The organism is Sutcliffiella cohnii, from assembly GCF_002250055.1.
Classification (GTDB): domain Bacteria; phylum Bacillota; class Bacilli; order Bacillales; family Bacillaceae_I; genus Sutcliffiella; species Sutcliffiella cohnii.
Genome location: NZ_CP018866.1, coordinates 2,748,733 through 2,763,176 on the forward strand (window position 1 = coordinate 2,748,733; position 14,444 = coordinate 2,763,176).

A 14,444-nucleotide genomic window follows, 5' to 3' on the forward strand; every position below is an offset into this window, starting at 1 on the left:
AAGAATGTATTAAGCAATAATAGAAAAACTCGCCAAGAGGCGAGCAAAAGGAAACAATGTGATAAGACATTTTATTCACAATCAAAAAGGTTTTTCTTTATAAGTAGATAAGCAAAAGAAAGCCCTTTCTATTATTACTGTTCTTTAGTCTGATTCGATTGTTCCATGAGCTGATTGAACACTAGCTTTTCCTCTAATTTTAATGGCTGAAGTGTGTTCTGTAAATTGAGCAATCATTACCTCGCCTTTATCTAATTTTTCAGAATGATGAAATCTTGTATCTGAGCCACGTGTTAATCCAATTACATTCACACCATCTTCTAAAGCTTTAATTACTAGATAATCTGTATTTTGTGAATTACTCATTGTGTGCTCTCCCCTTTATTTTTTAATATAAGATAATATTTCAGCACGAGCAGCTGAATCGTTTTCTAATGTACCGCGTACAGCAGAAGTAACTGTTACTGCTCCAGGTTTTTTCACTCCACGCATCGTCATACACATATGCTCTGCTTCAACTACAACCATCACACCATGTGGCTCTAACGATTCCACAATAGAATCTGCGATTGTAGCAGTAATTCTTTCTTGTAGTTGTGGTCGTTTCGCAACCGCCTCCACCGCTCTAGCAAGCTTGCTTAAACCAGTAACTTTTCCACCTTTAGGGATATAGGCGACATGAGCTCGACCAAAAAACGGAACTAAATGATGCTCACACATTGAGAAGAAAGGAATATCTTTCACTAAAACTAGTTCTTCATGTGGTTCACCAAATACAGTTTTAAAATGTTCTTTAGGATCTTCATTTAATCCTGAAAATACTTCTTCATACATTTTCGCAACACGTTTAGGCGTATCTAACAATCCCTCGCGATTTGGATCTTCACCAATAGCTTCTAATATTAATCGAACAGCTTGTTCAATTTGAGATTTATTCACTTGTCCCATATGTATAATGTCCTCCTAAAAAAATGCTTCCTATCTTTCCGATTCTAGCATATTGTACAAAAAAAGCCAAAAAGAAAGAGGCACTCATTCGCGCCTCTTTTTTTTATGATGACATATATGTAATCGATTATTTCACTGCATCTTTAAGTGCTTTCCCAGGTTTGAATGCTGGTACTTTACTTGCAGCGATTTCGATTTCCTCACCAGTTTGTGGGTTACGTCCTTTACGAGCTGCACGCTCACGTACTTCAAAGTTACCAAAACCGATAAGTTGTACTTTGTCGCCATTTTTTAATGCTTCTTGAATTGTATCGAAAACAGCATCAACTGCTTTAGTAGCGTCTTTCTTAGAAATCTCACTAGCTTCAGCAACTGCATTAATTAAATCTGTCTTGTTCATGCCATTCACCTCCTCCCAAAGGAAGTTTATTACTTTGATAGACCCTTTTAAAAAGACCTATTAAAATCATTGATTGTACTATCATTTCTTTACACTTATTAATTATTTTATACATAACAAAGTATGATAAATCAAACAATATGGCTATATTGGATAAATAATAAACCTTTTTTAAGTAAAGTCGTGTAAATAATAATATGTACAGGTATTATTCACCAATTGATGAATTCTGTTAGTAGATTAACATAAGAAAATCGGTTAAGCAATACTGTTTTCACGATTTTTGATAAAAATCGTCTAATATTGTTGAACTTATTGCTTTTTTTGCGTTTTTTGCTTTATAATTTAAGATTATTTTATTGAACTGTAGTAAGTTTTTTTACAAAAACTATCTAATAATCTATACGAAAAGACTGGTTCTATTTTGTCCACTATAACATAAAGTTACTTTTCTCTCTCTATCGAAAAGAAAAAAGAAAAAAACCATGCACTTGTGAGTTGTATTTTCTCAACAAGTACATGGTTAGTATTTTTAAAGGATAATGGCAATTAAACCGCCGGATCCTTCATTAATAATTCTTTCAAGTGTTTCTTTTAATTTATAACGAGCGTTTTCTGGCATTAATGATAATTTGGCTTGAATACCTTCTCTAACAATAGAGCTTAACGATCTACCAAAAATATCAGAGTTCCAAATTGATAATGGATCGTCCTCAAAATCTTGCATTAAGTAACGTACTAGCTCTTCACTCTGCTTTTCTGTACCGATAATCGGTGCAAATTCACTCTCCACATCAACTTTAATCATGTGAATAGATGGAGCTACAGCTTTTAATCGAACTCCAAATCTAGAGCCTTGACGGATTATTTCTGGTTCTTCTAGACTCATATCACTTAACGCAGGTGATGCAATTCCGTAGCCAGTTTGCTTCACCATTTTTAGTGCATCCGCCACTTGGTCATATTCTTGCTTTGCATGTGCAAAGTCTTGCATTAATTGAAGGAGATGATCTTTCCCTCGAATTTCCACTCCGACAACCTCTTTTAAGATTTGGTCATATAAATCATCTGGAGCGTATAGGTCTATTTCTGCAACCCCTTGACCCATTTCAATACCAGCTAGCCCAGCTCGGTCAATAAAATCATACTCCGTAAACTGTCCAACTACTCGATCAACATCGCGTAATCTTTTAATATCTTTTACTGTATCTTTCACAGCATCCTGATAGCTTTCACGTAGCCAATGACTTTCTTTTAGTACCATTACCCAGCTAGGAAGGTTTACATTTACTTCTAACACTGGGAATTCGTATAGAGCTTCACGTAACACATTCATTACATCAGACTCTCTCATACTTTCTACGCTCATCGCAATTACTGGAATATCATATTTTTCTGAAAGTTGTTTACGTAATGTTTCAGTATCTGGATGATGAGGTTGTACTGTATTGATAACCATAATAAATGGCTTACCAACCTCTTTAAGCTCTTCAACTACTCTTTCTTCTGCCTCTAGATAATCTCTTCTTGGAATCTCTCCAATTGTGCCATCTGTTGCTATAACTACTCCAATTGTAGAATGTTCTTGAATTACTTTTCTTGTCCCTATTTCAGCAGCCTCATGAAATGGAATTGGTTCCTCATACCAAGGTGTATTAATCATTCTTGGACCATTCTCATCTTCATATCCTTTTGCGCCTGGAACTGTATAACCAACACAATCAACAAGACGTATATTTACATCGAGCCCCTCATCAACTGCAACTTTAACTGCTTGATTTGGTACAAATTTTGGTTCAGTTGTCATAATTGTTTTACCAGCAGCACTTTGTGGTAGCTCGTCTTGAGCTCTTGCTTTATCAGCTTCACTTCCGATATTAGGAAGTACCACTAACTCCATAAATCTTTTAATAAATGTCGACTTTCCTGTACGAACTGCACCGACTACTCCTAAGTATATATCGCCACCTGTACGTTCAGCGATATCTTTGAAAATATCTACTTTTTCCAACGTATTCCCTCCCGACCTTTAACTTGGGATAAATTTTCTAGTAAGAATGTAATCTAGGACATTAATATGTGTATGATGTTGTCCTACTTAAATATGACTACTCTTCTATAAAAATTTACCCATCCCTATAATTTTTATTTTGAAGGAAAGATGAAAGCTTTCATCATGCGCTTCAAACATCACTTCCTTAAAGTCCAAAAGCCAACATCTTCAAAAATAAAAAAACTCTTATTTAGAATGTATTCACTAAATAAGAGTTCATGACTAATTTAAAAATATTGGTTCATTTTTTTCATTAATAGTATAAGGTACTGAATAAGCCGGAACAAATACGGAGTTTTCTACTAGAATATCTCGTATATCATCACCAGGTTCAAATGAATGTTCATATTCTTGTAAATACGTATATAAATCCATAGAGTAATCAATAATGACGTGTCCATCCGTATTTAATATTAACGGCAAGTTGTTGCCTGTAAAAGGACTCACAATATAGGGCTCACTATCAATTCCTAGTTTATCATAATCGATACGTAGTGCATCAGTGCTTAATACTTCTTTCATCGGTGGATATTGATTCGATCTCATGTAAAGGTTAATCATCAGGTTAAGCTCTCTAATTGTTTCTGCAATACGTAAATCAATTAGCTTAACCGTTGGGTTCTCCTCCACATCAACAAGGACATACTGATAAACACCCCCGCTTTCAAATGCATTACCTGGAGGTTCTTGCATGTATCTTGGAGACAGTTTATTAAAATCTATCGGATATTTTTGGTAAATTGGTGTATCCATGTCTCGATCTTTAATCGGAAGAAGTCCTCCGCTCACTTCACGATACTGTTCCACCGCTGTTTGTACCGATGCTAATTGGTCTATATACGGAACTTGATTTTGTTTTAAATTTTCCTGCGGATATAAACATCCTGATAAGATAATTGTAGAACCGATAAATAGTATCATTAACCATTTTTTACGAAATAACATGAAGTTCCTCCTCTAGAACTGTGCTATTCCGGTACTGGACCGCTAAACACAACAAAAAATATTATTATTCCAGCTAACAAAATTAAAATAAATGAAATTGTATTTAAAATACCTTTTACAATTCTATTCTTCAACTTAAATCTAGTAAAATAGACTAAAAGAACAGAAATAATCATAAAACCCATTCCTACAAAAGATATCCACATTTTCATAAGTCCATCTGTCATATAAATCGCTCCTTTTCCGACAAACATTATAGCATAAACAAGGAGTGTACAACACTAATTCATCCGTTATTTAACTACACTTGTCCAATAACAATTCAAAAAATATTCATAATTAAGAAGAAAAGCGCAGGCGCTTCGCTCAGGCCCGTACAAACTGGACTGTTCCGGTAGGAGATAAAGGAAACACAGCGAACGACAGAGAGCTGATGTTGACTTATCGTACGGACGGAACGGGAAGTTTGATAGGGCCTAAGCGCCGGAGCTAGACAATAAGAAAAGCGCAGGCGGCTCGATCAGGTCCAATCAAACTGGAGCTTTTCCGCAGGAGATAAAGGAATCACGACGAGCGTTCTTCGAGTCGATGATGACTTATCGTACGGAGGAAAAGTGAAGTTTGAGCCGGACCTAGCCGCCGGAGCTAGACAGCTAGAAAAGCGTAGGCGCTTCGTTCGGTCTTTTCCAAAGGAGCTAGACGTTGTAATATCACAAAGTAAATTGTAATTACAAAACTTTGAAATAGTGTATCTCTCTTATAAGCTAAATTTTATTATACACCAAAAATAACCAATAATAAAAAGTTCCTGAAACAAAGAGAAACGAACTAACTCTAAAGCGAAGTTTGAGCCAAGGCTTTTTTCGACCGAAGCTTGACTCAAAAGCGTTAGCGGCTCACTCTGGCCCGACAACGATAAGGGAGGTGCTGCCGAAGGACGCTCTTTATCCACCTCTGACTTATCTCTGGAGGGTCTTTTCAAAAGTAGCTAGCTAGACGTAACAACACATGTTAAAATTTACCCACAAACTATCTCATTTTATATAAGTTCCTAAAAATAAAAAAAACTGAAGTAAATGGGGCAATTTACTTCAGTAACTGACTAAATAATACAACCAATCCCACAGCTCAACCATTGATTTACCTCATTTACATCTTATGCTACATATAACTTAATGCATGGCCATATGCCTATATCCCTGTAAATAAAGAATCAACAAATAAAAAATATACATTTGTACTATTTTAGTTAAGTTCCATAATGGGATGAAAGAGAATGGGCCAAATCAAACTAGAAATTTGACGGGACGAAGAAAAACAATATTCGCCCTAGAAGGGGATGTTTGCATAAGTAATAGTTAAAGCTCCTTCTTACTAAACTATGCAAACTAGAAAAAAAGGTGTTTGTTTCGATAACTAGTTTTCTATTTTTCCCCACCAGCTAATATTTGAGACAAATCATCTAGCTCAGCCGTTTTCCCTCGACTCATGAGCTCGTCCACAGCTACTTTCGGATCCACATCATGGAATAAAACACCGTACAACGCATCTGTTAAAGGCATCTTTACATTTAATTTGTTTGACAACTGATAGGCCGCTTTCGTTGTCCGTACACCCTCTACTACCATGCCCATACTTTCTAATACTTCTTCAAGCCTTTTCCCTTTGCCGAGCATATTACCCGCTCTCCAATTCCTACTATGCACGCTAGTACACGTAACGATAAGATCGCCCATTCCCGTTAAACCTAAAAACGTAAGTGGATTTGCCCCTAAGGAGCTACCTAGACGTGCTATCTCAGCAAGACCTCTTGTTATTAGAGCTGCTTTGGCATTATCACCATAACCTAGACCGTCTGTAATACCAGCAGCTAGGGCAATAATGTTTTTAAGCGAACCACCAATTTCTACACCTACAACGTCACTGTTTGTGTATACGCGAAAATTATTGTTAATGAATAAATCTTGCACACGTTCAGCTGCTTCCATGTTAGTAGACGCAGCTGTAACTGTCGTAGGTTGACGTAAGCTAACTTCTTCTGCATGACTAGGTCCCGATAAAACGACTACCGCTTTTCTTAATGATTGCGGTATTTCCTCTTCTATTACTTCTGACACTCTTAAATGTGTATCAGGTTCAATCCCTTTACTTACATGAACAAAAATTGTAGGTGTTGTCATGAATTTGCTTAACTGTCCACAAACATCTCTCATCGCTTTTGTTGGCACAGCTAATACAACAAAGTCTATTTCCTCTAAAGCAGTTTGCAATTCTGCTGTAGCCGTTATGTTAACTGGTAAATGGACACCTGGTAAATATTTTTCATTCTGATGAGTTTTATTTATTGCATCTACTTGTTCTTGCTTATGTCCCCATAAAATAACTTTATGTCCATTATCAGCTAATACGAGCGCTAAAGCTGTCCCCCAACTTCCTGCTCCTAAAACTGCAACTTTCTTCACCATCATCCCTCCCCATTATTTTCTAGCTCTTGCAATAATTTTTATTGGAGTACCTTCGAATCCAAATGCATCACGAATACGATTTTCTAAAAATCGCTCATAACTAAAGTGAAGTAATTCAGGTTCATTTACAAAAATAACGAATGTAGGTGGTTTAACCGCAACTTGAGTTGCATAATAAATTTTTAACCTTGTCCCTTTGTCAGTAGGGGTCGGATTCATCGCAACTGCATCCATAATGACATCGTTCAGTACAGTCGTAACAACGCGTAATGAATGGTTTTCACTTGCTAAATTAATTTTTGGTAATAATGTTTGGACTCTCTTTTTTGTTTTTGCAGATAAAAATACAATCGGAGCATAATCAAGGAAAGCGAAATGAACTCTTATCTTTTGTTCAAACTCCTTCATTGTTTTCTCATCTTTTTCTACAGCATCCCACTTATTTACAACAATTACGACAGCACGGCCTGCTTCATGGGCATATCCAGCAATCTTCTTATCCTGCTCAATAATTCCTTCTTCAGCATTTATTACTACTAATACAACATCTGATCGTTCTATCGCTCTTAACGCACGTAGTACACTATATTTTTCCGTTGTTTCATAAACTTTTCCTTTTTTTCTCATCCCAGCAGTATCAATAATGACATACTCTTGATCCCCTATTTTATAAGGCGTATCAATCGCATCTCTAGTTGTTCCAGCAATATTACTGACAATTACTCTTTCTTCCCCTAAAATTGCATTAACTAAAGAGGATTTACCGACGTTAGGTCTGCCAATTAGTGAAAATTTAATTACTTCCTCATCATAATCTTCTTCATTCATTTCAGGGAAGTGTTTCACTACTTCATCTAACATATCCCCTAAGCCTAACCCGTGGGAACCCGAAATAGGGAACGGCTCACCGAATCCTAATGCATAAAAGTCGTAAATAGAATCTCTCATCTCAGGGTTGTCTACTTTATTAACAGCTAGAACAACAGGTTTTTTAGACTTATATAAAATTTTAGCAACTTGCTCATCTGCTGCTGTAACGCCTTCTCTACCATTTGTCATGAAAATAATAACGTCGGCTTCATCAATTGCAATCTCCGCTTGTTGGCGAATCTCTTCAAGGAAAGGAGCATCCCCAATTTCAATTCCACCAGTATCGATAATATGAAAGTTACTATTTAACCATTCACCCGAACTGTATATTCTGTCTCTCGTTACTCCTGGTATATCTTCTACAATGGATACTCTTTCTCCTACTACTCGGTTAAAAATCGTTGACTTTCCAACATTTGGTCTTCCGACGATTGCTACTGTTGGTTTTTGCATACCGTTCATCCTTTCTTACCTGTCTTTATGTATTATGTAAAGAGTTACTATTTTTATTAGTCTCATTAATAAAATTGCCTAATTATAAATAGTTAGTTACAAAAAATGTACTTTTTCATTTAAAAAATAAAAAAACACTGTGTAAGTCTGTAACATTATTATATAGTTCGTAATTTAATACTTCCTATAAGCTAAAGAAAACCCTTCATACTAGAAGGGTCTAACTAGAATATCTTATCATTATTTTTTGTATTCATCAATGTTTTATCAATGCTTAACAATTATGTACATATCTTCTCCTAGTCCATGGGCAATTCCATCTAAAATAGCTTCAAGATTGGCGGTTACAAATTCCATTTCTTCTTTCGTCTTGCAAGTAAAAATGGGTGGTCCCCCGGTTATTTTAGTAGGATCAGTTGTAATTACGGCTAATATATATTTTTCTAAATCCATTTTTTCACCTTTTTCTTGCGATATTTCGTTGGCATTCTTATCGCATTTTCAAGGGTTGGCACTTCTTCTAGAATAGACAACGCTACATTTACATCATGTTCTTGTGGTAAAACGAATATACCTACCCTTCCATCATCTAAGTCTCTTTTTGCTAACGGAACTAGAGCAGGAGTACCCGAATCACGATATACACCTAAAGCTGTTGACATGTCATGGAGAATTGCTTGTCGTTGACCTAAGTTTGCTAAAGTAATTCTAGCATCAAAGGTTTTAGGCTTTAAGACGAATCCCATTCCATATCGTAAAACTTCTTGTTGTCTTTCTGGTAATCCGATATTCATGATATAAATGTTATCTACATATAGCCCCGCTCCATCGAAATGAGGTTCTACATATTCAATATCTACAATGTCTTTCAACTTTCCACCTGTCATTAAACGATGAGAAATTAGTATAACTGCAATTCCGACAATTGTTCCAACCCATACATTCCAAATTAAATACGTAAGTGTTGCCAAAAAACTAGATAACATTACTAGATAGTTCCTACCTTCGAACGCAATAGCTATCCCTTCAATATATGTATTTCCTCTTGGAACAAGTTCAAACTCGTCTAACTCTGTTAAAGTATTTCGCTCCATATTTCGCACATCTCTGAACTGAGATGCTGCAAGGGCTAAAAACGTAATGGCTGAAAATTCTTCCTCCATAATAGCAGGGACTGCAATAGTTCCTAATCCAGCAGCAATAAATGCTAATGATAAATGTATAATTTTCCCGTGCAAATAGGTGGGGTATTGCCGGTAATCGGTCTTCAACATATAAATTCGTGCAGCAAGCCCTATCATTACTCCAAAAGCAATAGGGTACGTATATTCATTCATCCTTGTTTCTCCTTTACATGTTTTTGAATAAATGTGTCTAAATAAATTGTTAATTGCTCGAAGAACAACCATAAGGATAAACCAGCAATACTAACCGCAACGATATCCCAAAAAAAATAGTCACCGATTACAGAATAAGAAAAAATCTTACGGAACAACACAATTGTTATAATTTCGCCTTGTATGATACCAGCAAGTAAATATACGTAACGTTCATTTTTCTTTTTAAAAACGATAAGACAAATGTAAAGCAAAATAAATCCTAACATCCAGTGACGAGGAAATATAACCCAAACTGGATCAAAAATCTCAAAAATAGAGAAACAAACATATGCTAATGACACAGTAGAAATTGAAAAATAATGAGTCAATAACCTCTTTTTTAATGTACCTACTAAATATACAAACGTAGCAACTACTAATATGAGAAAAGCTCCATTCCATGAAAAACCTAAAAATGATGCATATATAGTTGAGGTACTTAACACGAGTAACACAATACAAGATAATTGAAATCTCCTTTTTCTATCAGAGAAAAAGAAAGTAACAATAACCCAACTTAGCCAACCAACAAAATAAAAATATTGCCCTTCCAAACGAAATCCTCCATTCCTTTCCCTTTTAACATTATGTCTCTTTTTCTGGAAAGTTAGTCATTAAAATAAGACTTTCCTAGATTGAAATTGTTGTTACTGTTGGTTCGACTTCTTATATTGAGGAAGTGTAATTCTGTATGTTTTTTTAGCGGCTTTCAAATAATATGGGGGATTAGTAAAAAATATAAGAAGAAAGGGGATTTGTATGGGTAAAGACAGACAAGAGAGAAAACTTAAAGCAGCACGAAAAACAGAATCTGATCGTGATCAAGCATTAACCTATCCAGGGGCCACCAGAATGGAAAGCCCTGAACAATCACGAAAAAACAATCGTGCCTAAACAAAACACTCCGTTTTTCTGATTGTTCAGCTCGGGGTCATAACTGTTTTAAAAGTTATTTCCAATAAATAAGAAGAGGTGGTTATATAATATCCACCTCTTTTAACTACTATATTTTTTTGTTGAAATTCCTCGTTCATTTAACCAATGGTGTGTATTTCCTTTAATAACTATTTTACTTTTTTGGAGATCTGGAATCGTCTCTGCACCTAAGGCAACCATTATATATGTTAAGTCTTCATGTATTAATTTAATTTCATTCAAGAGTTGCTCTTCTCCATCATTCATCAAAACACTTAATAGAAACCCGGCCATACCTACAGCTGAAGCGCCGAGCGCAATACTTTTTGCAATATCCATCGCAGATTGAATTCCCCCAGAACTTATAATAGAAGTAGTAGGAGCTCCGTGCTTTACCTCTGCAATAGCTGCAGCAGTTGTAATACCCCAATCATTAAAGTAGGACATTGGATGTTGTCTTCTTTCATTTTCAATTTTTGAAAAATTAGTACCTCCAAACCCACTTACATCAATTATAGATACTCCTACTTCCTTTAAAAGAGTGGCCGCTTCTTTACTTATTCCGAATCCTGTTTCTTTTACAATAACAGGAACTTGTAACACTTTTACTATTTCTTCAATTCTTTTAATTGCATTGATGAAATTTCGATCACCTTCAGGCATCACTAGTTCCTGAATAACATTTAAATGAACTTGCAAAGCATTTGCTCCAACCATATCAACTGCACGTAATGCTTGTTCACTTGTTGCTTCACTACCTAAATTCGCAAAGATTATACCGTTACGATTTACTTCACGAACAACTTTATATGTATTCACTTCAGACTGATCTTTTATTGCCGACATTTGAGAACCTAACGCTATAGGCAAACCACATTCGTTAGCTACTGACGCTAACTGTTTATTAATAGCGTAAGTTTTATCGCCACCACCACCCGTCATCGCATTAATAAACATAGGTGTTTTTACGTTCATAGTTCCAATATTAGTCTCTAAATTGATGTTTTTAACACTCGTATTCGGTAAACTTTGATGAACGAACATAACATCTTCAAAGCCATGTTCTCTCATTTGACCAGTTACTAGTGCATGACGAATATGATCCGCTTTCCTTTCAGCTCTACTCACAATACCCCTCCCCTAGTATATAAATTTCCACTCTTACAACTTTATTCACTGTTTATTAAACAATAGTTCTAGAACTAAACAAGTTAAATTGAGATTGATAGATATATATTATGAAAAAGCTAAAAACGGGACAGTAAAAATCACTGCCCCGTTTATTTTTATTTTTTAAGTTTATTTAATTGGTCACCAATCATTTCGCTTAATTGGAAACCTGATGACTCTTCTGATGATTGATATTGTGAATAATCTTCCTCAACTGGAGGAGCTTCTAATTCACGAATACTTAAGGAAATTCGTTGTTCATCTGTATTAATATCTAAAACTTTTACTTTTACTGTGTCACCTTCAGATAATACTTCATGCGGCGTACCAATATGTTTATTAGATATTTGAGAAATATGAACTAAACCTTCCACTCCAGGAAGTACTTCTACAAACGCACCAAATGAAACTAGACGTTTTACAACACCTTCCGTAATGGAGCCTTTTGATAATTCTTGGGCAACACGACTCCAAGGTCCTGGTAATGTTTCTTTAATGGAAAGTGAAATTCGCTCATTGTCCTTATCCACTGATAGAACTTTAACCGTTACTTTTTGACCTTCTGATACAACATCGGATGTTTTCTCGACGTGATCATGTGATAGTTGAGAAATATGAACTAAACCATCCATTCCTCCTAAATCAACGAAAGCCCCAAAATCAGTAATACGTTGAACTGTACCTTCTAACGTTTCACCAACTACGATAGAATTTAATAGTTCTGCTTTTTTATTTTTCTGTTCTTCCTCAACTACAGCACGATGAGATAAAATGACTCTATTTTTTTCTTTATCTAACTCTACAACTTTAAAAGTTAATGTTCTTCCGTTATATTCTGAAAAGTCTTCTACAAAGAAGTTTTCTACTAGTGATGCAGGAACAAATCCTCTAACACCAATATCAACTACAAGTCCACCTTTAACAACATCTTTTACTTCGGCTTCAAAAACTTCACCTGTTTCAAACTTTTGTTGTAAGTCAGCCCATGCTTTTTCAGAGTCTACAGCTTTTTTAGAAAGAACTAATAGTTCGTCTTCTACTTTCGTCACAACAAGTTGTAACTCATCACCTTCGTTTACAACATCTGATGCTTTTTCTACATGAAGGCTAGAAAGTTCACTAATCGGGATAATTCCATCTAATTTACTACCTTCTACACTTACTAAAACCTGTTTTTCCTCAACTTTTGTTACAACACCTGCAACTTTTTCTCCAACCTCTAAAGCTTTTACTTCTACTTGATTCATGTCTTCTGCCATTCCAATGCCCTCCTTAATACACACTCCATGCTTTCATATGTATGTAATGATAACTTACCATTACAACGAATGTCATTTTAAAGTAAGTCTTTCTATATTACTTACTATAACATTTTTTTAAATGCATATTAATAAATGCTTCTGAATGTAACACATTCACAATATTAATGTTATTTTTTTACAAAAACATACTTTAAAAATTTTCTCTCTCTTCTACTAAATTCTAATAAATTAACTATTTTGTCAAGTGTTAAGGTTTGCTCTTTATAAATTTTTCTCTATAAGTTGACTAATTTCATTCATTATAAAATCTGTAGTTTCTTCTGCAGAAACTTTATTTTTTCTCAACTCATCCATTTTTAACGGTTTTCCATAAAAGACTTTTATTTGTTTAAAAGGTTTGTATTCACCTACGATGGCACAAGGTACTACTGCCGCATCAGTTCGCAAAGCGAAAAAGCCTGCCCCAGCTAACCCTTTTCCTAATTTTCCTGTTTTACTGCGTGTACCTTCAGGAAAAAGACCAAGTACTTCCCCGTCTTTTAGTACTTTTAAGCCTGTCCGTAACGCTTCCCGATCACTCATCCCGCGTTTAACAGGAAATGCATTTAAATTTTTAATAACTTTACCGAATACCGGTACTCGAAAAATTTCTTCTTTTGCCATAAATCTTATTGGCCTTGGGCAAGATATTCCAACTATTGGAGGATCAAAATTATGTATGTGGTTTGAGCAAATTAGAACTCCACCTTCTTTTGGAATGTTTTCTTTCCCAACAACTTTTACCCGATATAATGGAGTAAAAACAGTTGCTACTAAACCTCTAGCAAATGAATAAAAAGCTGTTCCCATATTAAAGCGCCCTTTCTGTAACAAGATTCATTATTTTTTCAACCACTTCCACAATTGTTAAAGAGGTTGTATCAATTTCAATTGCATCTTCAGCTTTTTTTAGTGGTGCTATTTCTCTTTCAGAGTCTAGTTTATCTCTTTTCGCAATCTCTTCTTTTAAATTCTCCAAATTAGAGTCAAAACCCTTTTTTATATTTTCATTATGTCTTCTAATTGCTCGCTCTTCTACAGACGCTAGTAAGAAGACTTTTACTTCGGCATTCGGTAAAACGTGGGTACCAATATCTCTGCCATCCATCACTACTCCTCCGTTAGCCGCCATACTCTGTTGACGAGCTACCATGGCTTCCCGGACGTTTTTATGCTTTGCAACGATTGAAACAGAATTTGTAACTTCATGTGTACGTATTGGTTCTGTAATATCTTCATCATTTATAAACACATGTTGTGTGTTATCTTCAGCTAATCTTAAGTCAACCTTCACTGTTTTTAGTACATCTTCAAGCGCTGAATGAGAATTCAGCTCTACCCCTCTACGTATTGCTTCAAATGTTATAGCGCGATACATTGCCCCTGTATCAATGTAAATATACCCAAGCCTATCTGCAACAATTTTTGCAACTGTACTTTTACCTGCTGCTGCTGGACCATCAATGGCAATCGATATTGTTTTCTTCATCATTTATACCTCCTGAGTTGAACATCATTAGTATGTAAAATTTAATATTAAAAGAC

The 14,444-nt window shown here is 35.3% G+C and carries 16 protein-coding genes; 1 reads left to right on the forward strand and 15 read right to left on the reverse strand.

The genetic code is table 11. From position 1 onward, the window contains the following. Positions 1-144 precede the first annotated feature (144 nt). The 11 genes from mtrB to BC6307_RS13725 all read right to left on the reverse strand — a co-directional run bounded on the left by mtrB (position 145) and on the right by BC6307_RS13725 (position 10,067). The gene (mtrB, locus tag BC6307_RS13675; RefSeq protein WP_066416883.1) at positions 145-366 is read right to left on the reverse strand and encodes a trp RNA-binding attenuation protein MtrB; all 222 of its coding nucleotides are present in this window, start codon (positions 364-366) and stop codon (positions 145-147) included. A 15-nt stretch (positions 367-381) separates the two neighbouring features. Next, positions 382-948 (reverse strand): GTP cyclohydrolase I FolE, encoded by a 567-nt coding sequence (folE, locus tag BC6307_RS13680; protein WP_066416885.1) that lies wholly within the window; start codon positions 946-948, stop codon positions 382-384. Positions 949-1,075: 127 nt separating this feature from the next. Next, complete coding sequence (locus BC6307_RS13685) at positions 1,076-1,348, reverse strand: HU family DNA-binding protein (RefSeq protein ID WP_066416887.1); 273 nt, start codon at positions 1,346-1,348, stop codon at positions 1,076-1,078. A gap of 532 nt (positions 1,349-1,880) precedes the next feature. After that, positions 1,881-3,359 carry a stage IV sporulation protein A gene (gene spoIVA / locus BC6307_RS13690; RefSeq protein ID WP_066416888.1) on the reverse strand — a complete coding sequence of 493 codons (1,479 nt, stop codon included), beginning with the start codon at positions 3,357-3,359 and terminating at the stop codon, positions 1,881-1,883. Positions 3,360-3,623: 264 nt separating this feature from the next. Further along, on the reverse strand, positions 3,624-4,346 hold the full coding sequence (locus BC6307_RS13695; protein WP_066416890.1) for a hypothetical protein: 723 nt from the start codon (positions 4,344-4,346) through the stop codon (positions 3,624-3,626). Between the two features lie 23 nt (positions 4,347-4,369). After that, positions 4,370-4,573 carry a DUF2768 domain-containing protein gene (locus BC6307_RS13700; protein ID WP_066416895.1) on the reverse strand — a complete coding sequence of 68 codons (204 nt, stop codon included), beginning with the start codon at positions 4,571-4,573 and terminating at the stop codon, positions 4,370-4,372. A gap of 1,197 nt (positions 4,574-5,770) precedes the next feature. Beyond that, positions 5,771-6,811, reverse strand: a complete 1,041-nt coding sequence (locus BC6307_RS13705) for an NAD(P)H-dependent glycerol-3-phosphate dehydrogenase (protein WP_066420181.1) — start codon at positions 6,809-6,811, stop codon at positions 5,771-5,773. Between the two features lie 12 nt (positions 6,812-6,823). Next, positions 6,824-8,134, reverse strand: a complete 1,311-nt coding sequence (gene der, locus BC6307_RS13710; RefSeq protein ID WP_066420182.1) for a ribosome biogenesis GTPase Der — start codon at positions 8,132-8,134, stop codon at positions 6,824-6,826. A 267-nt stretch (positions 8,135-8,401) separates the two neighbouring features. After that, a complete protein-coding gene (locus BC6307_RS13715; protein ID WP_066420184.1) occupies positions 8,402-8,587 on the reverse strand; it encodes a capping complex subunit for YIEGIA in 186 nt (61 codons plus the stop codon). Next, on the reverse strand, positions 8,578-9,471 hold the full coding sequence (locus tag BC6307_RS13720; RefSeq protein ID WP_066420185.1) for a YIEGIA family protein: 894 nt from the start codon (positions 9,469-9,471) through the stop codon (positions 8,578-8,580). Before BC6307_RS13720 ends, BC6307_RS13715 begins: the two co-directional genes overlap by 10 nt. Next, the gene (locus BC6307_RS13725; RefSeq protein ID WP_066420186.1) at positions 9,468-10,067 is read right to left on the reverse strand and encodes a YphA family membrane protein; all 600 of its coding nucleotides are present in this window, start codon (positions 10,065-10,067) and stop codon (positions 9,468-9,470) included. The genes BC6307_RS13720 and BC6307_RS13725 overlap by 4 nt, the downstream gene beginning before the upstream one ends. A 205-nt stretch (positions 10,068-10,272) precedes the next feature. Between BC6307_RS13725 and BC6307_RS13730 the strand changes: the two genes are divergently transcribed. After that, complete coding sequence (locus BC6307_RS13730) at positions 10,273-10,407, forward strand: YpzI family protein (protein ID WP_084380673.1); 135 nt, start codon at positions 10,273-10,275, stop codon at positions 10,405-10,407. A gap of 102 nt (positions 10,408-10,509) precedes the next feature. Here BC6307_RS13730 and fni read toward each other — a convergent pair whose 3' ends face one another. From fni to cmk, 4 genes are all read right to left on the reverse strand, one after another. Beyond that, positions 10,510-11,556, reverse strand: coding sequence for a type 2 isopentenyl-diphosphate Delta-isomerase (fni, locus tag BC6307_RS13735; RefSeq protein WP_066420188.1), 1,047 nt, complete (start codon positions 11,554-11,556; stop codon positions 10,510-10,512). Between the two features lie 158 nt (positions 11,557-11,714). Beyond that, on the reverse strand, positions 11,715-12,857 hold the full coding sequence (rpsA, locus tag BC6307_RS13740) for a 30S ribosomal protein S1 (protein ID WP_066420190.1): 1,143 nt from the start codon (positions 12,855-12,857) through the stop codon (positions 11,715-11,717). 264 nt (positions 12,858-13,121) lie between these two features. Continuing rightward, positions 13,122-13,709, reverse strand: coding sequence for a lysophospholipid acyltransferase family protein (locus BC6307_RS13745; protein WP_066420192.1), 588 nt, complete (start codon positions 13,707-13,709; stop codon positions 13,122-13,124). 1 nt (position 13,710) lies between these two features. Next, positions 13,711-14,388: a (d)CMP kinase gene (gene cmk, locus BC6307_RS13750; RefSeq protein WP_066420194.1), complete on the reverse strand. Its 678-nt coding sequence runs from the start codon at positions 14,386-14,388 to the stop codon at positions 13,711-13,713. Between the last annotated feature and the right edge of the window lie 56 nt (positions 14,389-14,444).